The sequence below is a fragment of the Kitasatospora sp. NPDC127060 genome (assembly GCF_042724935.1).
GTDB lineage: Bacteria > Actinomycetota > Actinomycetes > Streptomycetales > Streptomycetaceae > Kitasatospora.
The window spans coordinates 97,872-124,845 of record NZ_JBHXEG010000012.1 but is presented as its reverse complement, the minus strand read 5'-3'; the positions used below and the strand labels follow the sequence as shown (position 1 = coordinate 124,845).

Sequence of the window (26,974 nt, the reverse complement as noted above, 5' to 3'; positions counted from 1 at the left end):
AGATCACAGATAACAGATTTCGAACTCTGTCATCTGTTCGCCGTCCCCCGTCCGTCACCACGCCCCCGAGGACACCGCCATGCGGCTCTACCTGCTCGCCCTCAACACCACCGACTCGGTCACCCGCGGCTTCCTGCCCGCCGCCGCCCGGCTCGGACTCGACGTCACGGTCCTCACCGACCACGTCGAGGACCACCAACGCGCCTACACCAGAGCAGGGTTGGCGTGCGAGGTGGTGGAGTGCGACGTCCAGGACTTCCGCGAGGTGATCGGGCTGATATCGCAGCACCACACCCCCGACGCGGTGTTCAGCAACAGCGATCACCTGCAGACCCAGACCGCCCTGGTCGCCGAGTACTTCGGCCTGGCCGGCAAGGACTGGAAGGCCGCCCTGCGGGCCAAGAACAAGGGCGAACTGCGTCGCCACCTGGCCGAGTCCGGGCTGGACCAGGTCAGCTCCGCCGAGCTGGCCCCCGGGCAGGACCCGGCCGGCCTCAACCCGCCGTTCCCGTGCATCGTCAAGCCCCGCGAGGGCGTCGCCAGCGAGGACGTCACGCTGGTCGCCGACGCCGCCGAACTCGCCCAGCGGGTCGAGGAGATCCAGCAGCGCCGCCCCGGCGCCACCCTGGTGGTCGAGGAGTTCCTGGCCGGCGAGCTGTGCACCCTGGAGACCCTCGGCGACGGTCGGGCCCGGCACGTCCTCGGCGGCTTCCGCACCCGGCTCTCCCCGCCGCCGGACTTCATCGAGGAGGTGCTGACCTTCACCCCGGCGCACCCCCGGCCGGTGGTCGACCAGGTCCTCGCCCAACTCGACGCCCTCGGCGTCGGGCTCGGCGCCTGCCACACCGAGTTCGTCCTCCAGCCGGACGGGCGCGCCCGCATCATCGAGGTCAACTACCGCGCCATCGGCGACCAGTGCGACCTGATGCTCGCCGAGATCCTCGGGATCCCCTACTTCGAGCTGGTGCTGCGCGCCCACCTCGGCGAGCGGCTGCCCACCGACCTCGGCGCCCGCGCCGACCGTCGGGCCCGCCACGAGCGGGTCTGCGCGGAGCGGGCCGGCACCCTCACCGCCGCACCCGAACCGCACTTCGAGCGACGGGCCGACGGCGTCACCCTCTCCTACCTGCCGGTGCGCGAACTCGGCGCCCGGCACGGGCTCTACCGCACCAACCGCGACTACCTGGGCATCGTCTGGGCGGTCGGCCCGGACCAGGGCGCGGTCGACGCCGCCGTGGCGGAGTTCATCGCCGCCAACCGCTGGGAGATCACCCCATGACCCCGACCGACCCGGCGCTGACCGCCGTACCCCCGGCCCCGACCCCGGCTCCCTCCCCTGCCCCCGCCCCCGCCCCCGCCCCCGCCCCCGCCGAACAGCTCACGCTGCGCGTGCTGTCCGCGCTGCTGCGCGAGGACGTGCTCGGCCTCCGCACCGGCGGCGTCCTGGAGCAGCGGCCCGACGGCCCCTGGCTGACCGACGGCACGCTCGCCCTCCCGGTCGTCCCCGACGGCTTCCAGGGCGACCACGCCGCCCGGCTGCCGGTCCTGGAGGTGGACGGCACCCGTCTCACCGACCTGACCGCCGTCCTCGCCCGGCTGGCGGAGCGCGCCGACCCGCAGGACCGCCCCGGCCACCTGGCCTTCGCCGAGGAGTGCCGGCAGACCCTCGTCACCATGGAACTGCACGACCGGGTCCGGCCCGAGGTGCTCGACCGGCTCGCCGGGCGGTACGGCGTGGACGTGTCCGACTGGACCGGCCCGAGCGGCGCGCTGGGCTTCGAGGCACTCGCCGCCTTCCTGGACCACCCGGTCTACCCCACCGCGCGCGGCCGCTCCGGTCTCACCGAACCCCAACTGCGCTCGTACGCACCTGAGTTCCACCCGAGCTTCGAACTGCGCTGGCTCGCCGTACCGGCCGGGCGGCTGACCGTGCACGGCGACGGGCCGCTGCCCTCCTGGTGGCCGAGCGCCGAACAGCTCGGCGTGCCGGGCGAGTTCGAGACCGTCCCGGTCCACCCGCTCACCGCCGGCGAGGACTTCGCGCGGATCGCGCCCGGCGCGGTGCTCACCCCCGAGCCGTACCTCGAGGTGCTGCCGACGCTGTCCATGCGCACCGTCGCCGTCGTCGAGGATCCTTCCTGCCACCTCAAACTGCCGCTCGCCACCGCCACCCTGGGCCTGCGCAACCGGCGCACCATCAAGCCGGTCACCCTGGTCAACGGCGCGGTCGGACAGCGGCTGGTGGAGACGGTGGCCGCCGGGGAGCCGCGCTTCACCGGCCGGGTGCTGCACGCCGACGAGCAGCACTACGCCCACGCCGACGACGAGTTGCTCGCCGTCCTGCTGCGCCGCTACCCGGACGGCCTGGACGGGGCGGTCACCGTCCCGTTGGCCGCCCTGCTGGCCGGGGCGCCGGACGGGCGGCTGGTGATCGACCACCTGGCCGACCGCTTCCACCACGGTTCCGTCCCCGCGCTGTACGAGTCCCTGCTGCGGCTGCTGGTCGACTGGCAGACCACCCTGTTCGGCCACGGCATCGCCCTGGAGTCCCACCAGCAGAACACCTCGCTGGTCCTGGACGACTCCGGCCTGCGGCTGCTCTACAAGGACAACGACGGCCCCCGGGTCAACACCGCCCGGACGGCCGCCTCGCCGATCGCCGAACTGGCCGAGCTGGCCGCCGAGTTCCGCGACCCGCGGATCCTCGGCGACCAGGACGGGGCTCTCACCGACCTGTTCACCACGATCACCGGCCACCTGTGCACGGCCTCGCTCGCCTTCGGCCTGGCCGAGCACGGCCGGGTGCCGCTGGAGCGGAGCCTGGAGCTGCTGCGCGCCGTCCTCACCGAGGCGCTCGACCGCCTCGGCCCGGCCGGGCAGCCACTGCGCACCGCCCTGCTGGACGCCGAACGGCTGCCGGTCAAGGCCATGGTGAGCGCCGGCACCCTGCTCAGCAAGGAGCGCAGCGGCGCCGCCGACATCAACAAGCACTACACCGACGGACCCAACTACCTGCTGCCGAAGGACCGTTCATGGTGACCGCCGAGCCGCTGCCGCGCCCGGCCGACGCCGTCGGACTGGAGCGGCGCCAGGTGCACGCGGTGGCGGCCTGCTACTTCGTCGCCTCCTTCGCCGCCCTCGGCCTGCCGCCCTACCTCACCGAGATCCTGCCCGGTCTCGGCGACCACAGCGGGCACTGGGCCGGGTTGCTCTACATCGTGCCGACCGTCTTCACCGCCCTCGGCGCACCGCTGTGGGGCCGGCTGGCCGACCGCTTCGGCCAGAAGCGGCTGCTGCTGCGCGCCCAACTCGGCCTCGCGGTCTCCTTCCTGCTCGCCGGTGCGGCCGACAGCCTGCCCGCGTTCACCATCGCGCTGGTGCTCCAGGGCCTCCTCGGCGGCACCTTCTCCGCCACCAACGGCTACCTCGCCGCGGCCCTGGACGGCTCCCAGCTGTCCAAGGCGCTGACCCTGATGCAGGGCAGCGCCCGGGCCGCGCTGGTCGCCGCGCCGATCCTGGTGGGCGCGCTGTCGCCGTGGATCGACCCGCACCGGCAGTACCTGGTGATGGCGGTACTGCCGCTGACGGCCGCGGTCCTGCTCAACTCCCTGCCGGAGCCCTCCCGTCCGGCCGCCGCCCGGGCGGGCCGCGACACCGCACCGGCCGACCCGCCGGGCTCGCTCAGGCTGCTCTACACCTTCGAGTTCGCCTTCGTCTTCGCCACCATCATCTCCTTCCCCTACCTGATCACCCTGGTCCAGCAGCGGCTGCCGGGCGTCAACGGCACGGTCGCGGGCCTGCTGTTCGCGCTGCCGCACCTGGTCTACCTGATCGGGGCCGCTCGGGTGCACGCCGCCGTCGAGGCGCGCCCCCGCAGCGGGCTCGCCCTGGGCTTCGCCCTGGTCGCCGTCGGACTGGCCGGCCACGCCCCGGCCCACTCCCTGCTCACCTTCGCCCTCACCCGGGCGGTGCTCGGCCTCGGCATGACCTTCGGCCTGGTCTGCCTCGCCGTCCTCGCCGCCGAAGCCGCCCGCGGCCGCGCGCCGGGCCGGATGTTCGGCACCCGCGAAACCGTCTCCAAGTGCGGTGCCGTCGCCGCCGGACTGGCCGCCGCGCTCGCCAACGGCAGCAGCGGACCGGCCGCCCCGGTCGTCACCGGCACCGCCGCCGCACTGGCCGCCGCCCTGCTCGCCCTCCTGACCCGTAGGAGTCCCCGATGACCGCCCGGCCCACCACGCTCCCCGCCAGCCCGTCGACCACCGCCCCCACCGGACTGCCCGGATCCGAACTGCTCGACGACGGACTGCCCGGATCCGCGCTGCTCGACGCCGAACTGCCGGGCGCCGACGACGCGGTGGCCCACACCCTGCTCAACTGCCTGCTGCGCGAGGTGTCCGCACCCGAGCACCAGACCGCCGTCGACGACGGCCGGCTACTCCTGCGCCTGCCGCGCCGCGGCACCCTGCTGCGGGTCGCCCTGCGCCGCACCTCGCTGCTCGGCGCCCACCGGTTCACCGGGCCGGTGCACGAGGAAACCCCGGACGGCTGGCGCGAGTTGGGCTGGCGCGAACTCGCCGGGTACACCCAGGACGAACTGGAACTGCGCACCGGCACGGTGAACGAGGAGTTCCTCGACCAGGTGGCGTCCAGCCACCGGGGCGTCGACGCGGGCCTGGCCGACCGTCCGGCCGCCGGAACGGACCGCTACCTGGAGTCCGAGCAGGCCCTGCTGTTCGGCCACCGCTTCCACCCTGCCCCCAAGTCCCGTTCCGCCGCCCGCGGCGACTGGCGGCACTACGCCCCCGAGTCCCGCGCGGCCTTCCCACTGCGCCACCTCGCCGTCCGCGCCGAACTGCTCGCCGAACAGTCCCTGGACGCCGGGGCGAGCGCCGTACTGGACGGCCTCGGCGAGGTGCCGGACGGCTACCGGCTGCTGCCCGTCCACCCCTGGCAGTACCAACTCATCGGCGAACACCCGCTGTTGCGCGCCGCCCTGGCCCGCGGCGACGTCCTCGACCTCGGCGCGCGCGGCGAGAGCTTCGCCGCCACCGCCTCGGTGCGCACCCTGTACGGCGCGGACGCCTTCCTCAAGTTCAGCCTCAACGTCCGCATCACCAACTGCCTGCGCAAGAACGCCGCCTACGAGCTCACCGGAGCCGTCGAACTCACCCGGCTGCTGGACCCGGTGCTCACCGACCTCGCCCGGCGCTTCCCGGACGCGGCGATGCTCCGCGAGCCCGCCTTCCGCACCCTCGCCCTGCCGGGCCCCGACGGCCGCCCCGACCAGGCACTCTACGAGGGCTTCGGCCTGATCCTGCGCGAGGGCCTCGGCGGCGTGCTGCGCCCCGGCGTCACCCCGCTGCTCGCGGCCGCCGTCGCCGACGAGCACCCGACCAGCTCGGCACACGTCTCCCGCCTGCTGGGAGGGAGTTCGGACAACGCCCGGGCCCTCGGCTGGTGGCGCGACTACCTGCGGCTGCTCCTCCCGCCGGTACTGGCCGCCTACTTCGACCACGGCGTGGTGCTGGAGCCGCACCTGCAGAACGTGCTGATCGGCGTCGACCCGGACGGACGTCCCGCGCAGGTGCTCTTCCGCGACCTGGAGGGCACCAAGCTGGTCCCCGAGCAGAACGCCGAGCTGCTGGCCGCCCTGCCGCCCGAGGTGGCCGGTCCGATGACCTACGACGCCGAACGCGGCTGGGACCGGGTGGTCTACTGCCTGCTGGTCAACCACGTCGCCGAGCTGCTCGCCGCCCTCGCCGACCGCCACCCCGAGCTGGAGGGCGCGCTCTGGCAGGCCGTCCGGGACACCCTGGAGGAGTACGCCGCCGCGCACGGGCGCCCGCCCCGGCTGCGGGCGCTGCTGGCCGGCGTCCCGCTGCCCGCCAAGGCCAACCTGCTGACCCGTTGGGAGCGCAAGGCCGACCGCGAGGCCGGGTACGTCCGGCTGCCCTCCCCACTGGCCGGCTCGGTGCTCGCCGAGGCCACCCGGACGACCAGCCGGACGACCAGCCGGACGACCAGCCGGACGACCGCCGACCTTCCCACCGGGAGCACCCCTCGATGAGCAGCACCGCGCACCGCGACACCGTCCAGCAGCGGGTCGCCGACCTCGTGCCCGACGAACTGCCCGCCTACGTCTACGACCTGGCCGCGCTGCGCGAGCACGCCGCCGCCGTCCGGGCCGCACTGCCCGACCGGGTCGAGCTGTACTACGCCGCCAAGGCCAACCCGGAGGCGCCGCTACTGACCGCGCTGCGCGCCGCCGTCGACGGCTACGAGGTCTCCAGCGGCGGTGAGTTGGCGCACGTACGGGCCGCCGTACCGGACGCTCCGCTGGCCTTCGGCGGGCCGGGCAAGACCCCGGCCGAGATCGCCGCCGCCGTGGACGCGGGGGTGCACCGCTGGCACGTCGAGAGCGAGCAGGAACTGCACCGGCTGGCCGCCGTACTCGCGGAGCGGCCCGGGGCGAGTGTGGACGTCCTGCTGCGGGTCAACCTGCCGGTGACCACCGACGCCCTGGACGCGGTGCCGCTGGCGATGGGCGGACGGCCCACCCCGTTCGGCCTCGACCCGGACCGGGCCGAGGAGTGCGTCCGGCTGCTCACCGACGGTGGACCGCTCGGACACCGGCTGCGCCTGCGCGGAGTGCACGCCCACCTGGCCAGCGGGCTGGCGGCGGCGGAACAGCTGTCGGTCGCCGAGCAGATCGTCACCTGGTCGGCCGACCTGGCCGCACGGCACGGCCTCCCGCTCACCGAGGTCAACATCGGCGGCGGGATGGCGGTGGACTACGAGGATCCGGAGCGGCGCTTCGACTGGACGGCCTTCGGCGAGGGCCTGGCCAAGCTGCTGGACGCCCACCCCGGGCTGATCCTGCGGATCGAGCCCGGGCGAGCGCTGACCGCCTACTGCGGCTGGTACGCGACCGAGGTGCTGGACGTGAAGCGCAGCCACGGCGAGGACTTCGCGGTGGTCCGCGGTGGCACCCACCACCTGCGCACCCCCGCCACCCGCGGGCACTCCCAGCCCTTCACGGTGCTCCCGGTGGACGCCTGGCCGCACCCGTGGCCCCGCCCCGCGGTCGGCACCGGCCGGGCCACCCTGGCCGGACAGCTGTGCACCCCGAAGGACGTGCTGGCCCGGGCGGCGGACGGCGCGGCCGGCCTGCGGGCCGGGGACCGGGTGCTGTTCGCGATGGCGGGCGCGTACGGGTGGAACATCTCGCACCACGAGTTCCTGATGCACCCCCGCCCGGGCTTCCACTACCTGGGCGGCTGACGGCGACCGGTTCACCGGGGGTCGGCGAACGGATGGCGGGCACCAGCCGACAGCCGACAGCCGACAGCTTTCAACATCTGTCATCTGTCATCTGTCATCTGTTCGCCGCCTCCCCCGCTCCCCGCCGCCAATCCCCGCCACCCGTCCGCCGACACCGGCTCCGCGCACTCGTGCGAAAGTGGTAACCGGCGAAGGGAGCGCGAACGTGCTGATGGACAAGGTGGCGGAGATACTCGCCGAGGCGTCGGCCGAGGTGGTGGAGCCGCGTTTCCGGGCGCTCAGCGCCGGCGAGGTGATGGAGAAGGCGCCCGGTGAGATCGTGACGATCGCCGACCGCGAGGCCGAGGCGATCATCGCCCGCCGTCTCCACGAGCTGCTGCCCGTCCCGGTGGTCGGTGAGGAGGCCGTGGCCGCCGATCCGTCGCTCGCCCAGGCCATCCACGACGAGCCCGCCGTCTGGCTGGTCGACCCGGTGGACGGTACCTCCAACTTCGTCGCGGGCCGCCCCGACTACGCCGTGATGTGCTCGCTGGTCCGCGGCGGCCTGACCGTCGCTTCCTGGATCTGGCAGCCGGCCGCCGCGACCGCCTACCGCGCCGAACTGGGCGCCGGTGCCTGGCGCGACGGCGAACGCCTCACCCGCCTGCCGGCCCCCACCGAGGCCGGGAAGCTGACCGGCATCCTGAAGAGCCGCTTCCTCGACCCGGCCGACCGCCGCCGGATGGAGGCCAACTGCTCCGTCTTCGGCGAGATCGACCCCGGCCGGAGCGCCGCCGGGATCGAGTATCCGGAGGTCGTCGAGGGCCGGGTCGACTTCATCTTCTACTGGCGCACCCTCCCCTGGGACCACGCCCCGGGTTCGCTGCTGCTCACCGAGGCCGGCGGCGTCGCGGCCCGCATGGACGGCAGCCCGTACCGCCCGGAGGCCCCGGGCTGCGAGGACGGCCTCCTGATCGCCGCCGACCCGGACTCCTGGGAGCTGACCCGCGGCATCCTGCTGAACACCTGACGGCCGCCCGCCCGACTCCCGCCCCCGCCCCACGCTCCCCGCCCCACGCCGACGCCGGACCCGCACCGGCGCCCGCCCCGCGACGGCGCTACCCCGCCCGCTCCCCCGCGACCTTGCGCCCCGCGCCGACCACCTCCCGCAGCAGCGCGCCCACCTCCCCCGCCGTGGTGTGCGGGTTGAGCAGGGTGAGCTTGAGCCGCACCCGCCCCGGCCCGTCCCCGGGCAGTTCGGTGCGCCCGACCACAGCGCGCCCGGTGCGCAGCAGGAGCCGGCGCAGCTGCCCGTTCAGCTCGTCCACGGCGGCCTCGTCCGTCAGCCCGGGCGGGCGGTAGCGGAACAGCAGCACGGTGAGGACCGGTTCGGCGTGCAGTTCGAGCGAGGGTTCGGCCCGGACGGCGTCCGCCGCCGCCAACGCCAGGTCGTGGCAGGCGTCGACGAGCCGGCCGAGCCCCTCGCGGCCGAGGGTGCGCAGGGTGACGGCGAGTTTGAACGCGTCGGCCCGCCGGGTGGTGCGCAGCGAGCGGCCGAGCAGGCTGGGGTAGCCGGCCTGCTCGTCGTCGACCGGGTTGAGGTACTCGGCGCGCCGCGCCAGCGAGACGTACGTCTCCGCCCGCCGGACCAGGAACACCCCGGCGGCCGCGGGCTGCCAGCCGAGCTTGTGCCAGTCGAGGGCGACGGAGTCGGCGCGGGCGATGCCGTCGAGCAGCGGGGCCAGCCGGTCGGAGAGCAGCGCGCCGCCGCCGTACGCGGCGTCGACGTGCAGCCAGGCGCCGTAGCGGCCGGCCAGGTCGGCGGCGGCGTCCAGCGGGTCGACGGCGCCGGTGTCGGTGGTGCCGGCGGTGGCGACGACGGCGATCGGGGTGCGGCCGGCCCAGCTGGCCTCGGCCAGGGAGCGTTCCAACTCCTGCGGGGGCATCCGCAGTCGGCGGTCGACGGGGACGGCGAGGACGGACCGTTCGCCGAGCCCGAGCAGGGCGGCCGCGCGCTGGACGGAGAAGTGGGCCGCTTCGGAGGCGAGGATGCACGGCCGGGCGCCGACCGGGATTCCGTCCAACTCAACGATGCCGTCGAGCTTCTGGTCCCGCGCCAGCATCAGCCCCATCAGGTTGGACTCGGTGCCGCCGGAGGTGAGCACCCCGGCCGCGCGCGCCGGGTCGTAGCCGACCAGGACGGCGAGTTCGGCGAGCAGTGCGGTCTCCAGGGCCGTGGCGGCGGGGGCCTGGTCCCAGGAGTCCTGGGAGGGGTTGAGCACGCTGACCGCGAGGTCGGCGGCGGCGGCGACGGCGAGCGGCGGGCAGTGCAGGTGGGCGGCGCAGGCCGGATCGGCGGGGTCGGCGGCGCCGTGGGCGAGCAGTTCGGTGAGCCGGGCGAGCGCGCCGCGCCCGCCGGCGCCGGAGAGCCCGTCCGCGACCAGGGCGGCGATCTCCGCCGGGCTGCCGGCGGGCACCGGTCCGGAGCGCAGCGCTGTGCCGGTGTCCAGGGCGTCGAGGACGGTGGCCAGCAGCGGGCCGAGTGCCCCCGGGCCGCGCGCTCCGCCGGCGAGTGCGGCCAAGTCGCCTCCCTCGTCGGATAGTTCGGGCACCGCCCCGGAGTCGTCGGTCATGCCCCACCCCGGGCGGCCGGAGCGACGGCAGAAGCTGCGGCCGGAGCAACCGCCGGGGCCACCGCCGAGGTCCGGGCCGAGGCCGCCGCGATCGCCTCCGCCAGCCGCTCCAGGACGGCCGCGATCTGCTCGTCGGTGATGGTGAGCGGGGGCAGCAATCGCAGCACCGCGTCGTGCCGCCCGCCGAGTTCGACGATCAGCCCGCGCTCCAGGCACGCCTCCCGGACCCGTACGGCGAGCGCCGGATCGGCGGGCCGGGCGCCGCAGGCGTCAGGGTCGGCGGTCGGGTCGACCAGTTCGACACCGATCATCAGCCCGCGCCCGCGCACGTCGCCGATCGCCGGCAGTTCGGCTGCGAGTTCTCGCAGCCGGTCGGTCATCCTGGCCCCGGCCACGGCGGCCCGCTTGGCCAGCCCGTGCGCGGCGACGTACCGCAGGGTCGCGGCGCCGGCGGCCATGGCGAGGGTGTTGCCGCGGAAGGTGCCGGTGTGGGCGCCGGGCCGCCAGCCGTCGTAGTCCTCTCGGTAGACGACCACGGCGAGCGGCAGGCTGCCGCCGATGGCCTTGGAGAGCACCATGGCGTCCGGCACGATGCCGCTGTGCTCGACGGCCCACATCGCGCCGGTGCGTCCGACGCCGGTCTGCACCTCGTCGACGATCAGCGGGATGCCGCGTTCGGCGGTGATGCGGCGCATCTCGCGCAGCCAGCCGTCGGGCGCGGGGACGACCCCGCCCTCGCCCTGGACCGCCTCCAGGATCATCGCGGCGGGCGGCACCACCCCGCCCGAGGGGTCGTCCAGCAGCCGTTCCACATAGGTCACGCCGAGTTCGGCGCCCGCCTCGCCGCCGACCCCGAACGGGCAGCGGTAGCCGTACGGGTAGGGCAGCCGGACCACCTCGCCGCCGCTGGGCAGCGGTTCCTTGACGGCGACGTTTCCGGAGAGCGCGAGCGCGCCGGCCGTCATGCCGTGGTAGGCGCCGGTGAAGGCGAGTGCGCCGGGGCGTCCGGTGGCGGTCTGCATCAGCTTGAGGGCGGCCTCGACGGCGTCCGTCCCGGCCGGTCCGCAGAAGTGCACCCGGGCACGGGCGGCGAACTCGGCGGGCAGGCTGTCGAACAGCGCGCTGGTGAAGTCGTCCTTCTCCGCGGTGGCGAGGTCGAGCAGGTGCAGCGGGGCGCCGCTGTCGAGGGTGCGGCGGATCGCCTGCAGCACGACGGGGTGGTTGTGTCCGAGGGCGAGCGTTCCGGCGCCGGAGAGGCAGTCCAGGTAGCGGCGGCCGTCGGCGCCCTCGACGGTCATGCCGTGGGCCCGCACCGGGACGATCGGGAAGGAGCGGGCGTACGTCCGGGCGGCGGACTCGCGGACGCGCTGGCGGCGCAGGATGGCCTCACCGGGGGGCGGGGCCCCGGCGGCATCCGAAGCGGCCTGAGCGGGTACGGCGGCGAGCGACAAGGCGAACCCCCAGAAGAAGTTAGGTAAGCCTAACTTTATCGCCGATGACCTGGCGGGCTAGATCGGGGACACCGAGAACCACCCGAGCGAGTGAACCTCCCCCGGTTTCGCGTACGCCGCGCCCCGACCGATTTCAACGAGCGACGCACCGGGACGTCACGCCACCGACCACAACCGACCACTACCGACCGCTACCGACCGGATCCCATCGACTCCGCCCGATCCCAGCCGGAGTCGACCGGATCCACCCGCGCCCCACGGGGGTGGCCGGGGATCCTCACCGCCCTTTCCAGCGATAGCAGAGCTCCGGCCGCCCGACACTCCCGTACTGCGGCTCGCGCACCGCCCGCCCGGTGTCCACCAGGTGTTCCAGGTAGCGTCGCGCGGTGATCCGGGACACCCCGGCGGCGGCGCCGGCAGCGGCCGCCGACAGCCCGGTCGCGGTCTCCCGCAACACCGTGGCCACGGCGTCCAGGGTGGGCGCGCTCAGTCCCTTGGGCAGTGAGTTGCGCTCGGGCGTGCGGAGCAGGGCGAGCGCCTGGTCGACCTCGTCCTGCCCGGTGGCCTCGCCGGTGCGCCCGAGGCTGTCGCGGTAGCGGGCGTAGCGCTCCAGCCGGTCGTGCAGGGCCGCCGCGCTGAACGGTTTCAGCAGGTACTGCACCACCCCCGCCGAGACCGCCTGCCGCACCATCGCGAGGTCACGGGCCGAGGTGACCGCGATGACGTCGGTGCCGTGCCCGGCCGCGCGCAGCGTGCGGCACAGCTGGAGGCCGTGGCCGTCCGGCAGGTGGAGGTCGAGCAGGGTGAGGTCGACGGGTGTTCCGGCGGACCGCGCCCGTTCCAGGAAGCGCAGCGCGTCGGCGCAGCTGTGCACGGTGCCGACGGCGCGGAAGCCGGGCTCGCGCTCCACGTAGAGGGTGTGCGCGGCGGCGGCCACCGGGTCGTCCTCCACCACCAGCACGGAGATCCCGCCGCCCGCCCCGCCCGTTCCGCCTGCCCCGCCCGCCCCGTCGGCGCCGCCGCTCACGCCGCCCACACCGCTCACGCCGGGACCTCTTCGCACTCGTCGGAGCGGACCAGGCCCCCGGTCAGCGGCAGCCGTACGGTGAGCACCGCGCCGCGCTCGCGCCCGACCTCGACGGTGCCGCCGTTGCGCCGGGCGGCCTGGGCGACCAGCGCCAGCCCGAGGCCGTGCCCGTGGCCGTCCTGCTTGGTGCTCCAGCCACGCCGGAACACGTCCTCGACGGCGGCCGGGTCGATGCCCGCGCCGGTGTCGGCGACCCGCAGCAGCAGGCAGGCGGCCCGGGCGCCCGGACCGGCCGCCGCCCCGCCCGGGTCGATCCGGGCGGTGACGGTGACCTCCGGCGCGTCCGGGCTCTGGGCGGACCCGGCGATCGCGGCGTCCACCGCGTTGTCGATCAGGTTGCCGAGGACGGTGATCAGGTCCCGGGCGGAGAGCCCGGGCGGAAGTACCCCGTCGTCGATCCGGCTGTCCTCGGTGAGGGTCAACTCCACGCCCCGCTCGGCCGCCTGGGCCGCCTTGCCGAGCAACAGTGCGGCCAGCACCGGCTCGCTGACGGCCGCGACCACCCGGTCGGTGAGCTGCTGGGCGAGCGCGAGTTCTGCGGTGGCGAACTCCACCGCCTGTTCGTGGCGCCCGAGTTCGATCAGCGAGACCACCGCGTGCAGCCGGTTGGCGGCCTCGTGCGCCTGCGCCCCGAGCGCCTCGGTGAAGCTGCGGACGGAGTCCAGCTCGCCGCTCAGCGACTGAAGTTCGGTGTGGTCACGGAGGGTCACCACCCGGCCGAGGCCGGTGCCGATGGTGGAGGTGTTGAGCACCACGACCCGCTCGGCCGTCAGGTGCACCTCGTCCCGCACCGGCTCCTCGCCGAGCACGGCGGCCACCAGCGTCTCCGGCAGTTCCAGTTCCGCCACCGGGCGACCGTCCAACTCGCCTTCCAGCCCCAGCAGTTCGCGGGCCGCGTCGTTGCAGAGCACCACCCGGTGCGCACGGTCGAGCAGGATCAGCCCCTCCCGCACCGAGCGCAGGGTCGCCTGGTGGTACTCGTAGAGGTGGCTGAGTTCGTCCGGCCGCATGCCGTGGGTGTGCCGCCGCAGCCGGGAGTTGGCGAGGTAGGTGCCCACCCCGCCGAGCGCGAGAGCGGCGACCGCGACCCCCACCAGGGCGAGCAGCGGGCCGCTCAACTGGGCGGAGATCGACTCCAGCGTCAGCCCGACGCTGACCAGCGCGACCACCCGGTGCCGGTCATCCAGTACCGGGGTGACCACCCGCACGGACGGGCCGAGCGTGCCGGTGTACGTCTCGCTGCGGGTCTCGCCTGCCAACGCCCAGTCGATGTGCCCGAGGTAGCGCTTGCCGATCTGCTCGGGCAGCGGGTGGGTCCAGCGCACCCCGTCGGTGTCCATGACGGTGATGAAGGAGACCCTGGAGTCCTGGCGCACCTGCTCGACGTACGGCTGGAGCACCGCGGTCGGGTCGGGCCCGGCGACGGCGGACCGCACCGCGGGGGAGTCGGCGACGGCGTGGGCGATCGAGGTGACCTCGCGGCGGGCCGCGTCCTCGGTGCGCTCGGCGGTGAACAGGTACGCGAGCACCGCGCCGCCGGCGACCACGGCGGCGACGATGACCACCTGGACGACGAACAGCTGCCCGGCCAGGCTGCGGACCAGCCGGCGCGGCAGGGGGATCCACCGGCGACGCGAGCGGGTGGGGGCGGTGCTCACGGACATGCATGCCAGTGTGCACCACGGCCCCGGACACCCCCAGCGGCCCGACGGTTCCCGCCCACCGTGAACTCTATGAACGCAAACGTGACCTCCGTCACGCCAGAACCCCATAGTCAAAGCGGCCCACCACCCGGGGCCGCCAGGACTGCAGGGCGAAGGAGCCGCAGATGTCGATCACCGAGTCCGCCACGGCGGGGGGACCCAGACGCAAGGACCGGACCCACTACCTCTACCTCGCGGTGATCGCCGCGGTGATCGCGAGCGTGGTGGTCGGACTGGTCGCCCCCGGCTTCGCCGTGGAGCTGAAGCCGATCGGCACCGGGTTCGTCAACCTGATCAAGATGATGATCAGCCCGGTGATCTTCTGCACCATCGTGCTGGGCATCGGCTCGGTCACCAAGGCCGCGAAGGTCGGCAAGGTCGGCGGCCTCGCCATCGGCTACTTCCTCGTCATGTCGACCATCGCCCTGGCCATCGGCATGGCCGTCGGCAACCTGCTGGAGCCCGGCGGTGGCCTCCACCTGACCGCCGCCCTCGCCAAGTCCGGCCACGCCCAGGCGACCGCCGGCGGCGCCCAGTCGACCACCGACTTCCTGCTCGGGATGATCCCCGACACCCTCTTCTCGGCCCTCACCCAGGGCAAGGTGCTGCAGACCCTGCTGGTCGCGCTGCTGGCCGGCTTCGCCCTTCAGGCGATGGGGACGGCCGGCGCCCCGGTACTGCGCGGGATCGAGCACCTCCAGCGGCTGGTCTTCCGGATCATGTCGATGATCATGTGGGTCGCGCCGGTCGGCGCCTTCGGGGCGATGGCCGCGGTCGTCGGAGCGACCGGCGTCGACGCGCTGAAGAGCCTCGCCGTGATCATGATCGGCTTCTACGTGACCTGCGTGCTGTTCGTCGTCGTGGTGCTCGGCGCACTGCTCCGCCTGGTCGCCGGGGTCAATGTGTTCGCGCTGCTCAAGTACCTCGGGCGCGAGTTCCTGCTGATCCTCTCCACCTCCTCCTCCGAGAGCGCGCTGCCCCGCCTGATCGCCAAGATGGAGCACCTGGGCGTCAGCCGCCCGGTCGTCGGCATCACCGTGCCGACCGGCTACAGCTTCAACCTCGACGGCACCGCGATCTACCTCACCATGTCCTCGATCTTCATCTCCGAGGCGATGGACAAGCCGATGTCGATCGGCGAGCAGCTCTCGCTGCTGGTGTTCATGGTGATCGCGAGCAAGGGCGCCGCCGGGGTCACCGGCGCCGGACTGGCCACCCTCGCCGGCGGACTGCAGTCGCACAAGCCGGCACTGGTGGACGGGGTCGGTCTGATCGTCGGCATCGACCGCTTCATGTCGGAGGCCCGGGCGCTCACCAACTTCGCCGGCAACGCCGTCGCGACCGTGCTGATCGGGCACTGGACCGGCGAACTGGACGCCGAGCGCGCCCAGCGGGTGCTGGGCGGCGAGCTGCCGTTCGACGAGCTGACGCTGGTCGACAGCCACGGCGGCACCAGTGCCGCCGACCCCTCGGGCCCCGCACCGGAGACCGTCCCCGCCGGGGCCGGGGCCGGAGCCGGGACCGCCGTCGCCTGAGCGAGCACCCCGCACTCCCCCGGTCCGGCGCCTCACACCATCCCCCGGAAACGGCGCCGGGCCGGGGGTCCCCGCTTTCCCGCCACCAGCGGGAGCCCTCGGAGGGAGCGCTCGGAGGGAGCCCTCGGAGGGAGCGCTCGGGGGGAGCCCTCGGAGGGAGCGCTCGGGAGCAGCCCTCAGGAGCGCTCAGGGGACCGCTCAGAAGTCCTGCGAGCCGCTGACCGCCCAGGCCACCCCGCTGGCCGGATCCTCCAGCGCGAGGTGCAGATGGCGCAGTCCGGCAGCCGGCTCCTGCCAGGTGAAGCAGCGCATCCGGGCCACCAGCGCGCCCACCTCGGCGCGGCCCGGCCCGTCCGCGCCGGCCATCGCGCCCAGCGCCCGCCAGAGCCGCAGCCGCCCGTGCGCGCAGCCGTGCGTCCGGCCCACCACCGCGGCCTGCACCAGGGCCGGGTAGGCGAGCGCGAACGGCAGGAACCCGCCGACCACCCGCCGCCGCCGGGCCAGCACGGCGGCCGCCAGCGGAGCCGGACCGCGCACGCACACCACCTCCGCCCAGGGCACCAGCGCGGCCAGTTCGCCCAGCCCCCGGGTGACCCGCTGCCCGCCCGGCCGGGCCACCGGCTGCGGCAGCTCGACCTCGCCCAGGCCCTCGCGGCTGGCCGGCAGGGTCAGCACCGCGCTACGCGCTCCACCGCCGGGCAGGTACTCGCGCACCCGGGAGGCCTCGTCCCAGCCCGCCTTCTCCCAGGGCTCCAGGCGCAGCGGCACGCCCTCCGGGTCGGGCTCGGCCCCGTACGAGAGGTCCTCCCCGAGCAGCACCCGGGTGTGCGCGACCAGTCGACGCACCCGGGCCGGACCGAGCAGCGGAGCCAGCCGCAGCCAGGAGTGGCGGGTCGCCAACACCTCCCAGAGCGGACCGGCGTCGTGGTCGCCGACCCCGGCGACCGTCCCCTCGCCGCCGTCCGCGTCGAACAGCCGGACGGCCAGTTCGGGCGGCGCCGCGTAGGCGATCAGGTGGCCGAGCGGCGCGGTCAGAACCACCGCGGCCTCCTCCCCGGCCTGCGCGACGGCGACCGCCCGGCCCTGCCGGTAGGCGGCGAGCAGCTCGGGCCAGCGGCCGTCCTCGGCCAGGGCGTGGAGACTGTGGTCCTCGTACGTGATCACGATTCGCAGAGTACGGGCCGGGGTGACGCATCAGCCGACTTGCCGTCGGCTCGGTGCGTCGGGGACGGGCCCTGCGCCGCGGGGCCGGTCCGATACGGCCGGGAGCCGTCCGGGTGCGTCGGGGACCGGCCGGTGCGGCGGAGCCCGGCCGGTGCGGCAGAGCCCGGCCGCGACAGGGCCGTCAGGGCTCGTGCCGGCGCTCCCGCTCCAGGACGGCGCGCAGCCGACGGTGAGCGCGGCGACGGGTGACGGCCAGGGTGCTGCGGTGCAGGCCGAGCAGTTCGGCGGCCTCGTCGACGGAGTAGCCGTCGAGGTCCACCAGCACCACCACCCGGGCCTGCTTGACGGTCAGGAAGCCGAGCAGCCGGACCACCTCCCAGCGCGCCTGCAACTCGGCCATCCCGTCGGCCGGCGGGTCGAGCGCCGACCGGCCGCAGCCTGCCGCCTCGCCCGACTCCGGCACCTCGGGCAGGGCCACCCGGCGCCGCTCCCGGCGCCACTGGTCGCGCAGGATGTTCGTCATCGTGGTGAACACGTAGGCGTACGGCTGCGGATGGCTGAGGAAGCGCTCCGGACTGCGGGCGATCCGCAGGTACGCGTCGTGGACGACGTCACCGGCGGCGAGCGGGCTGCCGGCCAGCATCGTGGCCGCCTGCTGGAGCCTGGGCAGCAGCTCGGTGAACACCCGGTTGAAGTCGGCGGGTTGGCGCTCCGGCGGCTCCGGACCGAAGTCCTTGCGCCGACCGCCCGTGTACCGTCCGCTGCATTCCGCCATGCCGTTCTCCCCGGAAATCGGCATCCCGACCGCCCAGTTGGAACTGTCCCCAGCCCCGTCGGACATGCTGTGACACAGGTCACATCATAAGCCGTCCTCCCACGCAGCGCAGTCATTCGTGTGCAATTCGTCATCGACCGGACGAAGTGGGGGAGTTCACCTCCCCAGCACCACGCCGGCCGGGGCACCCCACCCGACGGGAACCGCTGAGCGAGGAGAACCACCATGCGAGGCTGCATCGCCAGGAAGATCGCCATGTTCGGGATGGCCGGAGCGGCCGCCCTGGGCATGCTCGGGACCGCCACCCTGCCGGCCGCCGCGGCGCCGGCCGCCGACCAGACCATCACCTCCGGCGCGGCCGCGTCGTCGCCGGAGGTGACCGCCACCGGCTACCACTGCGTCATCACGGCCAACTACGGCTGGCGCTGGGAGGGGTACTGCAACGTCTACTCCGGCCAGCTGCGCACCATCACCTACTGTGCCAACGGCACGTCGTCCGTCGGCCTGTGGATCGGCGCCCGACCGCAGGCGTGGGACGTCTGGGGCAACTGCCCCGGGTCGACCTGGACCAAGGTCGTGTTCCAGTGGCACAGCTGAGCGGGTAGCGGCTGCGCGGAACGGGTGACGGCTGACAGCTGACGGATTTCGAAATCTGTTATCTGTCAGCCGTCATCTGTTTTCTGTTCGCTGTTTTCTGTTCTCGCGCGTCCGTCAGCCGTCAGCCGTCACCGCCCGCCGTCACCGGCGAGACCTCCGCCAGCAGCCGGGCGGAGTGCACCCGGCCCGCGTGTTCGACCAGGTTGATCAGCACGTCCTTGCCCGAGGCGCGCCGCCGGGCGTCGCACAGCACCACCGGCGTACCGGAGTCCAGGTCCAGCGCACGGGCGACCTCCTCCGGGCCGTACTCGCGCGTCCCGGCGAAGCGGTTCACCGCGACGACGAACGGGATGCCCCGGTGCTCGAAGAAGTCGACGGCCGGGAAGCAGTCGGTCAGCCGGCGGGTGTCGGCGAGCACCACCGCACCGAGCGCCCCCTGCGCCAGCTCGTCCCAGAGGAACCAGAACCGGTCCTGCCCCGGGGTCCCGAACAGGTAGACGGCCAGCCCCTCGCGGATGGTGATCCTGCCGAAGTCCATCGCCACCGTCGTGGTGGTCTTGCGCTCCACCCCGTCCAGGTCGTCCACCGCGCGCCCGGCCTCGGTCAGCCGCTCCTCGGTGCGCAGCGGGCGGATCTCGCTGACCGCGCCGACCAGCGTCGTCTTGCCGACCCCGAAGCCGCCCGCGACCAGGATCTTGAGGGCGAGCACGGAGTCCCCGGGATCCCCCGGATCCACGGGACCCACCGGATCGGACGGCCAACGCCCGGACGGACGCCGGTCGGACGGGTGCCGGTCGGACCGATGCCGTTGGGACGGGTGGTCAGAGTGCGCGGAGCCCATGGATGACCTCCTGGAGGATGCGCTCGTCGGGGAGCAGGGCGGGCGGGACGGGGCGGCTGACCCGGATGAGCCCGGCCGCCAGCAGATCGCCGAGCAGCACCCGCACGACGCCCACCGGCAGGTCGAGGTCGGCGGCCAGCTCGGCCACGGACAGCGGGTTGCCCCGGCACAGTCCGAGGATGCGCGCCTGCTCGGGGCCGACCGGCGGCTCGGGCAAGTCCGGGGCGAGCAGCGGGTCGGGCAGGTCGGACACGACCACGGCGATCAGGTCGAACTGCTGCTCGCCGATCCCCGTCCGGCCTCCGGTCATGGCGTACGGGCGGACCAGCGGCCCGGCCTCGTCGTCGTACCAGCGGGCCCGGTGGGCGGCGGCGAGCGGGTTGCGCGGCGGTCGGCCGGGGTCGGAGCGGGGATGCTCCGGATGTCGTTGGTGGTACGGGTGGAACGCGTCCTCCGCCTGGTCTGGGCGGTCCGGGTGGGTCACCGTGTTCATCCTCCGTGCACCGAGCGGGGCGGGGCGCTCAGGTGCTCGCCGACCCGGCGGACCAGTCTCGCCATCTCGTAGGCGACCAGCCCGAGATCGGCCCTGGCGGTGGCGAACACGGCCAGGCAGGTGCCCTCCCCGGCCGCCGCCACCAGCAGGTAGCCGCCCTCCAACTCGACCATGGTCTGCCGGACTTCACCCGCACCGAAGTGCCGTCCGGCGCCCTTGGCGAGGCTGTGGAAGCCGGAAGCGACGGCAGCCAGGTGCTCGCCGTCCTCGCGAGACAGACCGGCCGAGCTGCCCATCGCCAGGCCGTCGGCGGAGAGCATCACGGTGAACCGGACCTCGGGGGCGCGCTGGACCAACTCGTCGAGGAGCCAGTTCAGTTCCCCCGCGCGGTGAGTGGTGCCGATCACGGCCGGTCTCCTTCGGGTCGGATGTCGAGTCGCTCTTGGGATCGCTCTTGGGATCGCTCTTGGGATCGCTCTTGGGATCGGAGATCCTGTCGGAGGCCCGGTCCGGCTGCCGACGGCTCCTCGGGCCACCGGCCGGACCGCAGGCCGCGCGCCCAGCCGTTCTGGAAGGCCGACATCGCCGCCTGCGCCGCCTCCGGGCTGCGGGTCACCGGCCCGACCCCTCCCCCAGCGCCCTCCCCGAACCCGCGGTCCGCAGCGCGGCGGCTGCGTGGGGCGGCGGCGCTCGGCGTCTCCCGAAGCTGCGGCACCAGGCTCGCCTGACGCACCCGGCGCGGCAACTCCACAGGAACGTCGCCGACTTGCCGTTCGCCCGGTGGCACCGCGGTCGCCACGCGGTGGGACTGCGGCGGACCGGGCTGCGGACGGGAGGCGGCACCCGGGCCTCCGTCCGCAGCCGGTCCGGCCGTCCGGGCAGCGGCGGCCCGGACGGGGGTGCGCCGCACCGGCCCGGGGTCTCCGCCCCGGACGCCGAAGGGCAGCAGCGCCCCGCCCTCCGGCAGCGGCCCACCCGCCGCCGGAAGTTCGATCTCCGCCGCCCCGCCGCCCGGAAATCCGGTGGCCGGGGTCGCGGGCGCGGTCGGTGCCACGGTCGGGACCGGTTCCGGTTTCGCCGTCGCCGTCGGTACCGGTGCCGGTGCCGGTGCCGGTGCCGGTGCCGGTGCCGGTGCCGAAACCGGCCAAGGCTGCGACCACCAGTCGGCATCCGACTCCGGGGCCCCGCCCGTACCATCCGGAACCGGCACGATGTCCAACTCCGGTACGGCGTCCAACTCCGTTACGGCGTCCTGCCCGAGCCCCTCCCGCCCGTCGGCCAGCAGTCCGGTGGGCAGCAGCACCACGGCGGTGGTGCCGCCGTACGCGGAGGTCACCAGCGAGACCCGGACGCCGTGCCGCCGGGCCAGCCGGCTGACCACGAACAGGCCGAGCCGGTCGCTGTCGAACAGGTCGCTCTGTTCGACGGCGGCGATCCGCCGGTTGGCGGCGGCCAGGGCGGCCGGGCCCATGCCGAGGCCACGGTCCTCGATCTCCAACGCGTAGCCGTTGCCGACCTGTTCACCGCGGATGTGCACCCTGGTGTGCGGCGGGGAGAACCCGGTGGCGTTCTCGACCAGTTCGGCCACCAGGTGAGTGAGGTCGGCGACGGCGTGGCCGACGACGGCGGCGCGCGGCAGCGGGTGCACCTCGACCCGGGCGTACTCCTCGACCTCCGAGACGGCCGCCCGCACCACGTCCACCAGCGGGACGGGCCGGCGCCAGGCCCGACCGGGGGCGGCACCGGAGAGGATGATCAGGCCCTCGGCGTGGCGGCGCATCCGGGTGGTGAGGTGGTCCAGCCGGAACAGGTCGGCCAGCTCGGACGGGTCCTCGGTGCGGCGCTCCATCGTGTCCAGCAGGGTGAGTTGGCGGTGCACCAGGACCTGGCTGCGGCGGGCGAGGTTGACGAACACCCCGGAAACCCCGGACAGCACCTCGGCCCGTTCCACCGCCGCCGTGACGGCCGCCCGCTGTACGGTGCCGAGCGCCCGGTGGACTTGGCCGATCTCGTCGTCGCGGCCGCTGGGCCGGGGCGCCTCGGCCTCGATGTCCACCTCCTCACCCGCACGCAACTTCCTGATCGTGGCCGGGAGTTTGCGACCGGCCAGGTCAAGTGCCGAGTCGCGCAGGCCGGTCAGCTCGGCGACCAGGCCGCGCCCGATCCGCACGGAGATCACCAGCGAGGCGACCACCCCGAGCAGACCGAGCAGCACCGCGATCCCGGCAGGGGCGAACAGCCCCTGGGCGTAAGGGTTCTGGGCCTCGGCTCCGATCCGCCCGGCTCGGTCCTCGACGCCGCGCAGCCCGTCGGCGACGTTCCCGGCCGCCATCGCCCAGCGGTCGGGCGGCACCGCCGCGACGGCGGCCCGACCGTCGACGGCGGTACGGACCTTGTCCTCGTAGACGCCCAGCTCCCGGTGGTCCGCCCCGTCGGTGACGGCGAGCAGCGCGTCCCGGTCGGCGGGGCGCAGGTCGGCGGCCGCGCCCTGCTCGAACGCGCGCCGGGCGAAGGCCGTACCGGCGAACTCGCGCAGCTGGTCGTCGCCGAGCCCACCGGAGAGCTGGGCGGCACGCAGCAACGCGTCCTCCCGGGCGAGGAGTTCACGGGAACGGTCCAGCTCCGACGGTACCCGGACGTCGACTCCGGCCCGGCCGCCCTGCGGCGGGGCGGCGGCGCCGGACACCGCCAGCGCCTGGTCCACGGCAGCGCCGTAGGCGGCGTACACCTCGGGCCAGCCCACGCTCCGGGTCAGCACCCGGCCGCGCAGCTCCGGCAGTGCGGCGAGCGAGGCGGCCAGGGCGTCCAGCCGGGCGGCCGCGTCAGCGCCCAACCCCTGGGCGTCGGCACGGTTGTAGCCCTGGCCGGGGTGGCGGGGATCGGGGAACAGCAGGGCGAACGCCCGGTCGGTGGTCGCGGCGGCCTCGCGCAGGGCGCTCTCCCGCCCGGCGGCGGGGACGGTCCCCGGGACGAGCCCCGGGCCGGCCAACAGCTGTCCGGCGGCGGCACGTTCGGCCTGCAGGCCGGCGACGGTGTCGGCGACGGGGGTGAGCAGACTGCGCTGGGTGTCGCGCAGGCGCAGCAGGTCCCAGACGCCCTGGGCCGTGGTCACGGTGGCGAAGCCCCAGAGGGCGATCACGGAGACCACCGGGACCATCAGCAGCGCGATGATCCGGGCGCGGACGGTCCGGGGGCGCAGCCCGCGCAGCCAGGGGCCGGGCAGCGGCGAACGGGCGGGCGGGCCGGCGTGGGCACCCCGGCGGGCGCCGGGGGCGGTACCGCGGTCTTCGCGCATGGGTGATGTGGGGCCTTTCGGGCGGGGGACAGCACTCGGGCGGGACAGGGCTGGGCCAGGACTGGGACAGGGCTGGGACGGGGCTGGCTCTGGCGGGACGCAGGTGGGACGAGGCTCGGGCGGACGGGGATCAGGCCGCGCGGTCGTGGCCGTACCGCTCCGGGAATCCGGGGTCCGCGTGCTCGGCCTCCGGGTGGACGGCCGGCTCGGCGAACTCCTCGATCACCAGTTCCTCCGCCGCTGACCAGCCGGCCCGTTCCTGGGCCGCCGGGGAGAGCGCGACGAAGGCCGAGGCGAGGAAGAGGAACGAGCCGAGGCCCACGGCGAGCGGGAAGACGAAGTCCATCGGGCTGACCCCGCCCAGGGCGGTCCGGGCGGGCTCCAGTTGGACGTGGACGGCGGCCATACCGGTGTAGTGCATGCAGCTGACCGCGAGGCCCATGCCCAGTGAGGCCGCCGCCGCCGCGTATACGTTGCGGATGGTGACGGCGGCCCAGAGCGCGGCGGTGGCGGCGCCGACCGCGACCAGCACGGACAGCGCGACCGTCCCCGCGTCGTAGTGCAGTCCGCCGTGCATGCGGACGGCGGCCATGCCGAGGTAGTGCATCGCGGCGACGCCGACGCCGGTGGTGCAGCCGCCGCCCAGCAGCGCGAGGCCGCGGTGCCGGCCGTAGCAGACCACGGTCAGGCCGAGGCCGGTGACCAGCACCGCGACCAGCAGGCTGAGGACCGTCAGCGGCACGTTGTAGCGCAGCTCGGTGCCGTCGACGGCGAAGCCGAACATGGCGACGAAGTGCATGGTCCAGATGCCGGAGCCGATCGCGGCGGCGGCGGTGAGCAGCCAGTTCCGGCGGGTGGCGCCGGTGGCGGCCAGGCCACGCAGGGTGCAGCGGAGCCCGAGGGCGGCGCCGGCACAGGCCATCGCGTACGAGACGACGGGTGTCAGCCAGCCGAAGCTGAAGTGGTTGAGGGCGCCCATGGGACCTCCGGTCGACCGGTCGGGCCCGGGGCGGTAAGCGGTGCCTCCGGGCACCCCAGGCCGGGCGGACTGCATCCGACGGGCATATGCCAGTCGCATGTGCGCTTTCGGCTTGGGGTGCGTGGGACGCTATCGAGCGGCCGGAATCAGTCAAGCGAAGATCTGAAAAGCTGCCCGCGCACCGAGGGCGGTGTGTTCGAATGAAACTGTCCTGTGCCCAGATGCCTGGCAGGCGGCGCATGCGCCCGACGGTCGGCGGAGGACAACAAACAGCAGACACAGCGGACAGCGGACAGATAACAGATTTCGAAATCTGTTATCTGTCCGCTGAACGTTGAAACCCGAACCCGAACCCACCCCCGTCACCCGACGGGCGTCACCCGCACCCGCATCGCACTCGCCGCACGGAGCGTGATCCCCTGCGCGAGCGCCACCCGCCGGTCCACCACCTCCACCTCGAAGTCCCGCAGCAGCACTCCCAGCGCCAGCACTGACTCCAGCATCGAGAAGTGCTGTCCGATGCAGGCCCGCGGTCCGCCGCCGAACGGGAACCAGGCGTACCGGTGCCGCGCCTTCTCCTCCTCCGGCAGGAACCGGTCCGGGTCGAAGCGCTCCGGCTCCACCCAGTGGTCCGGGTGCCGCTGGGTGACCAGCGGCGCGATGATGACCTGCGCTCCCGCCGGGATGGTGTACCCGTCGATGACCGTCGCCTCGACCGCCCGCCGCCCGATCAGCGCCGCCGCTGGGAAGAGCCGCATCGCCTCCTTGATCACCCGGGTGAGGTACGGCAGCCGCTCCAGGTCCGCCGCCGTCGGCGCCCGCCCGGCCAGGACGGTCCGCGCCTCCTCCTGGGCGAGCTTGCGCTGCTCCGGGTGCTTGGCCAGCAGGTGCAGCGCGAAGGCCAGCGAGGTGGCCGTGGTCTCGTGCCCGGCGAGCAGGAACACCAGGACCTGGTCCCGGAGTTCGGCCGGATCCAGCCGCTCGCCGTCCTCGCCGCGCGCCTTCCCGAGCAGGGTCAGCAGATCGTCGGCCCCGTCGTCGCCGCCGCCGCGCGCGGCCCGCTCGGCGATGATCCGGTCGCACACCTCGTACAGCGCCCGCTGCGCCTCCAGGCCGCGCCGGTTGCCCGGCGTCGGCCAGGTCCGCGGGAGGCGGACCGGCGCGAAGCCGCGCTCCTTGACGAACTCGCCGAGCACCGGGAAGTTGTGGTTCACCACCTCCACCGCCTCCTCGACGTCCGCGCCGAAGAGGATCCGGGCCACAGCGCGCAGCGCGAACCGCGACATCTCCTCCGCCACGTCCACCACCCCGCCCGGCACGGCCCGCCAGCGCTCGGCGAGCGCCTGCGCCTCCTCGGCGAGCGCGTCCGCGTAGCCGTCCACCCGGCGCCGGGTGAACAGCGGCTGGACCAGCCGGCGCTGGCGCTGGTAGACCTCGTCCTGACTGGTCAGCAGGCCGTTGCCGACGCTGATCCGCAGCTCGTCGTAGAAGTTGTTCTCCTTGCGGAAGTTCGCCGCCTCGCTGCCGAGCACCTGGTGCACGCCCTCGGGCGAGAACACCCCGTAGAACTCGACGCGCAGCCCGGGCGGCCCGGCGACGATCCGGACCACGTCCCCGTGGTCGCGCCGGGCTGCGAGGTAGGTCCGCAGCGGGCGGCGGGTGAGGTCGAAGAGCGAACCGACCAGGGGGTTCCCGACCGGTCCGGGTATGGCGGCGGCGGCCATCGGCACTCCTTCTGGGCTTCCTCGGCGCTGACTGCGCTTGGTGACCCTTCGACCTTACTGACGGGTATTCAGCCGGGGAAGCCGGCGGGAAGCCCGTCGGCCGGGAAGCGTGCCGGTGAGAAGCGCGCCGGCCGGAAGCGCGCCGGCCGGAAGCGCGCCGGCGGGAAGCCCGTCGGCGGGCGGCTCACTCGTACTCGGTGCCGCCCTTGCGGGTCAGGTACGCGTCGCTGACCACCTTGGCGATCGCCCGCCCGCCGAGCACCGGGCTCCAGCGCTCGACCACCGGCCGCACCACCACGCCCTCGCGCAGGTGGAGTTGGCGCCCGGAGTGGCTCTCCTTGCCCTGCGCATGGGCCAGCACCGTCGCGGTGTCGAACGGGCCGCGCCACAGTTCGGGCACCAACGGCAGCTCACCGTCCAGCAGTTCGGCGGCCGGCAGCCAGTTCAGCTGCCCGTCGACCACCGCCGACACGTCGAAGGCGGCGTACCCGGGGCGCTCGCTGCGCGCGGAGGACCCGTACGTCAGGTCCTGCACGCCCTCGCCGAACACCTCGCCGAAGATGCCGACCCGTTCGGCGCCCAGCCGTTCGGCCAGCCGGGCCGCCACCGCCGGGATGTCGTACGCGCGCACCGCCCGCCAGTAGAGATTGCGCTCATCCTCGGCCAGCGCCAGTCCCTGGGCGCCGATCCCCTTGGAGGAGACATGCACCTCGCCAGTGGCGGCGGTGTAGGTGACCAGGCAGCAACTGCCGTGCAGCTTCTCGGTCAGCACCACGGGCTCGCCGGGCGCGAAGATGTCGGGGTGGCGCTTGAGGTTCTCGATGTCCACCCAGGGCAGCAGGTCCGGCGCGCTGACCACGTCGCCGCTCATCGACGTCGGCACCGGCGGCTGCCACTTGACGATGCCGAGCAGCTCGGCGAAGTCCTCGCCCCGCTCGGCGGCCCCGGCCAGGTCGGTGCCGGCCAACGCGCCGGGCCGGCAGACGATGCCCTGCGACAGCTCGCCGCGCAGCCGTACCGCCTTCACCCGGTTCGCCGCGCCGCCGGCCAGCTTGCCGGTCAGCCCCAGCTCCTGAACCAACTCATCCGGCAGGACGGCCTGTTCGGGGATGTAGACGGCGTGGTCGCCGGTTCGGTACGCGCCCTTCGCGACCACCGCCCGGTAGAGGCCGACCTGGGCCAACTCCAGGGCGTCGGCGTTCGGGTGCTCCAGGATGACCAGCCTCTCGGCGGTGACGCGCAGCGTGGACATGGACGGACTCCTCCCGTTGATCCGCATGGATCGACCGTCGGGCCCGGGCGGCCGACGGTCGGCCGCGCCTACGGGCTGCGCCCCACTCTGTCCGCTCCGCCGGCCCGGACGCGACGGGTTTTCCGCCCGAACCGGCCGCCCCCGACCGCCGCCCTCGAACCGGCCACCCCCGACCACCGCTCCCC

General features: G+C 74.3%; 21 protein-coding genes. 8 read left to right on the top strand and 13 right to left on the bottom strand.

Annotation, left to right across the window (positions count from 1 at the left end):
- Positions 1-79 precede the first annotated feature (79 nt).
- From ACFWIS_RS10315 to ACFWIS_RS10290, 6 genes are all read left to right on the top strand, one after another.
- Complete coding sequence (locus tag ACFWIS_RS10315) at positions 80-1,279, top strand: acetyl-CoA carboxylase biotin carboxylase subunit family protein (RefSeq protein ID WP_380450968.1); 1,200 nt, start codon at positions 80-82, stop codon at positions 1,277-1,279.
- The gene (locus ACFWIS_RS10310) at positions 1,276-3,039 is read left to right on the top strand and encodes an IucA/IucC family protein (RefSeq protein WP_380450970.1); all 1,764 of its coding nucleotides are present in this window, start codon (positions 1,276-1,278) and stop codon (positions 3,037-3,039) included. Before ACFWIS_RS10315 ends, ACFWIS_RS10310 begins: the two co-directional genes overlap by 4 nt.
- The gene (locus tag ACFWIS_RS10305; protein ID WP_380450972.1) at positions 3,033-4,220 is read left to right on the top strand and encodes an MFS transporter; all 1,188 of its coding nucleotides are present in this window, start codon (positions 3,033-3,035) and stop codon (positions 4,218-4,220) included. Before ACFWIS_RS10310 ends, ACFWIS_RS10305 begins: the two co-directional genes overlap by 7 nt.
- Positions 4,217-6,067: an IucA/IucC family protein gene (locus ACFWIS_RS10300; RefSeq protein ID WP_380450974.1), complete on the top strand. Its 1,851-nt coding sequence runs from the start codon at positions 4,217-4,219 to the stop codon at positions 6,065-6,067. The genes ACFWIS_RS10305 and ACFWIS_RS10300 overlap by 4 nt, the downstream gene beginning before the upstream one ends.
- Positions 6,064-7,281, top strand: coding sequence for a type III PLP-dependent enzyme (locus ACFWIS_RS10295; RefSeq protein ID WP_380450976.1), 1,218 nt, complete (start codon positions 6,064-6,066; stop codon positions 7,279-7,281). Before ACFWIS_RS10300 ends, ACFWIS_RS10295 begins: the two co-directional genes overlap by 4 nt.
- 211 nt (positions 7,282-7,492) lie before the next feature.
- The gene (locus ACFWIS_RS10290; protein ID WP_380451167.1) at positions 7,493-8,290 is read left to right on the top strand and encodes an inositol monophosphatase family protein; all 798 of its coding nucleotides are present in this window, start codon (positions 7,493-7,495) and stop codon (positions 8,288-8,290) included.
- An 88-nt stretch (positions 8,291-8,378) separates the two neighbouring features.
- Here ACFWIS_RS10290 and ACFWIS_RS10285 read toward each other — a convergent pair whose 3' ends face one another.
- The 4 genes from ACFWIS_RS10285 to ACFWIS_RS10270 form a co-directional block, all read right to left on the bottom strand.
- Positions 8,379-9,893 carry a pyridoxal phosphate-dependent decarboxylase family protein gene (locus ACFWIS_RS10285; RefSeq protein WP_380450978.1) on the bottom strand — a complete coding sequence of 505 codons (1,515 nt, stop codon included), beginning with the start codon at positions 9,891-9,893 and terminating at the stop codon, positions 8,379-8,381.
- Positions 9,890-11,344 carry a diaminobutyrate--2-oxoglutarate transaminase gene (locus tag ACFWIS_RS10280; protein WP_380450980.1) on the bottom strand — a complete coding sequence of 485 codons (1,455 nt, stop codon included), beginning with the start codon at positions 11,342-11,344 and terminating at the stop codon, positions 9,890-9,892. The genes ACFWIS_RS10285 and ACFWIS_RS10280 overlap by 4 nt, the downstream gene beginning before the upstream one ends.
- A 277-nt stretch (positions 11,345-11,621) precedes the next feature.
- Positions 11,622-12,311, bottom strand: a complete 690-nt coding sequence (locus ACFWIS_RS10275) for a response regulator (RefSeq protein ID WP_380451169.1) — start codon at positions 12,309-12,311, stop codon at positions 11,622-11,624.
- Positions 12,312-12,385: 74 nt separating this feature from the next.
- Positions 12,386-14,095 (bottom strand): ATP-binding protein, encoded by a 1,710-nt coding sequence (locus ACFWIS_RS10270; RefSeq protein WP_380450982.1) that lies wholly within the window; start codon positions 14,093-14,095, stop codon positions 12,386-12,388.
- Positions 14,096-14,259: 164 nt separating this feature from the next.
- Here ACFWIS_RS10270 and ACFWIS_RS10265 point away from each other — a divergent pair, with 164 nt between their 5' ends.
- On the top strand, positions 14,260-15,669 hold the full coding sequence (locus ACFWIS_RS10265; RefSeq protein WP_380450984.1) for a cation:dicarboxylate symporter family transporter: 1,410 nt from the start codon (positions 14,260-14,262) through the stop codon (positions 15,667-15,669).
- A 198-nt stretch (positions 15,670-15,867) separates the two neighbouring features.
- On the opposite strand, the gene ACFWIS_RS10260 is transcribed toward ACFWIS_RS10265, so the two are convergent.
- Together ACFWIS_RS10260 and ACFWIS_RS10255 are read right to left on the bottom strand one after the other, a co-directional pair.
- Positions 15,868-16,833, bottom strand: coding sequence for a hypothetical protein (locus ACFWIS_RS10260; protein ID WP_380450986.1), 966 nt, complete (start codon positions 16,831-16,833; stop codon positions 15,868-15,870).
- A 181-nt stretch (positions 16,834-17,014) separates the two neighbouring features.
- On the bottom strand, positions 17,015-17,608 hold the full coding sequence (locus tag ACFWIS_RS10255) for an RNA polymerase sigma factor (RefSeq protein WP_380450988.1): 594 nt from the start codon (positions 17,606-17,608) through the stop codon (positions 17,015-17,017).
- A 225-nt stretch (positions 17,609-17,833) separates the two neighbouring features.
- Between ACFWIS_RS10255 and ACFWIS_RS10250 the strand changes: the two genes are divergently transcribed.
- Positions 17,834-18,205 (top strand): hypothetical protein, encoded by a 372-nt coding sequence (locus tag ACFWIS_RS10250; protein WP_380450990.1) that lies wholly within the window; start codon positions 17,834-17,836, stop codon positions 18,203-18,205.
- A gap of 121 nt (positions 18,206-18,326) precedes the next feature.
- Here the strand turns inward: ACFWIS_RS10250 and ACFWIS_RS10245 are convergent, their stop codons facing one another.
- The 7 genes from ACFWIS_RS10245 to ACFWIS_RS10215 all read right to left on the bottom strand — a co-directional run bounded on the left by ACFWIS_RS10245 (position 18,327) and on the right by ACFWIS_RS10215 (position 26,789).
- Positions 18,327-18,941, bottom strand: coding sequence for an ATP/GTP-binding protein (locus tag ACFWIS_RS10245; protein ID WP_380450992.1), 615 nt, complete (start codon positions 18,939-18,941; stop codon positions 18,327-18,329).
- Between the two features lie 85 nt (positions 18,942-19,026).
- Positions 19,027-19,374, bottom strand: a complete 348-nt coding sequence (locus tag ACFWIS_RS10240; RefSeq protein ID WP_380451171.1) for a DUF742 domain-containing protein — start codon at positions 19,372-19,374, stop codon at positions 19,027-19,029.
- A 161-nt stretch (positions 19,375-19,535) separates the two neighbouring features.
- Positions 19,536-19,946 carry a roadblock/LC7 domain-containing protein gene (locus ACFWIS_RS10235; protein WP_380450994.1) on the bottom strand — a complete coding sequence of 137 codons (411 nt, stop codon included), beginning with the start codon at positions 19,944-19,946 and terminating at the stop codon, positions 19,536-19,538.
- Positions 19,943-22,834 carry a nitrate- and nitrite sensing domain-containing protein gene (locus tag ACFWIS_RS10230; RefSeq protein WP_380450996.1) on the bottom strand — a complete coding sequence of 964 codons (2,892 nt, stop codon included), beginning with the start codon at positions 22,832-22,834 and terminating at the stop codon, positions 19,943-19,945. Before ACFWIS_RS10230 ends, ACFWIS_RS10235 begins: the two co-directional genes overlap by 4 nt.
- A gap of 130 nt (positions 22,835-22,964) precedes the next feature.
- Positions 22,965-23,813: an MHYT domain-containing protein gene (locus tag ACFWIS_RS10225; protein WP_380450998.1), complete on the bottom strand. Its 849-nt coding sequence runs from the start codon at positions 23,811-23,813 to the stop codon at positions 22,965-22,967.
- Between the two features lie 362 nt (positions 23,814-24,175).
- Positions 24,176-25,537: a cytochrome P450 gene (locus ACFWIS_RS10220; RefSeq protein WP_380451000.1), complete on the bottom strand. Its 1,362-nt coding sequence runs from the start codon at positions 25,535-25,537 to the stop codon at positions 24,176-24,178.
- Between the two features lie 184 nt (positions 25,538-25,721).
- On the bottom strand, positions 25,722-26,789 hold the full coding sequence (locus ACFWIS_RS10215) for an RNA ligase (ATP) (protein WP_380451002.1): 1,068 nt from the start codon (positions 26,787-26,789) through the stop codon (positions 25,722-25,724).
- Positions 26,790-26,974 lie beyond the last annotated feature (185 nt).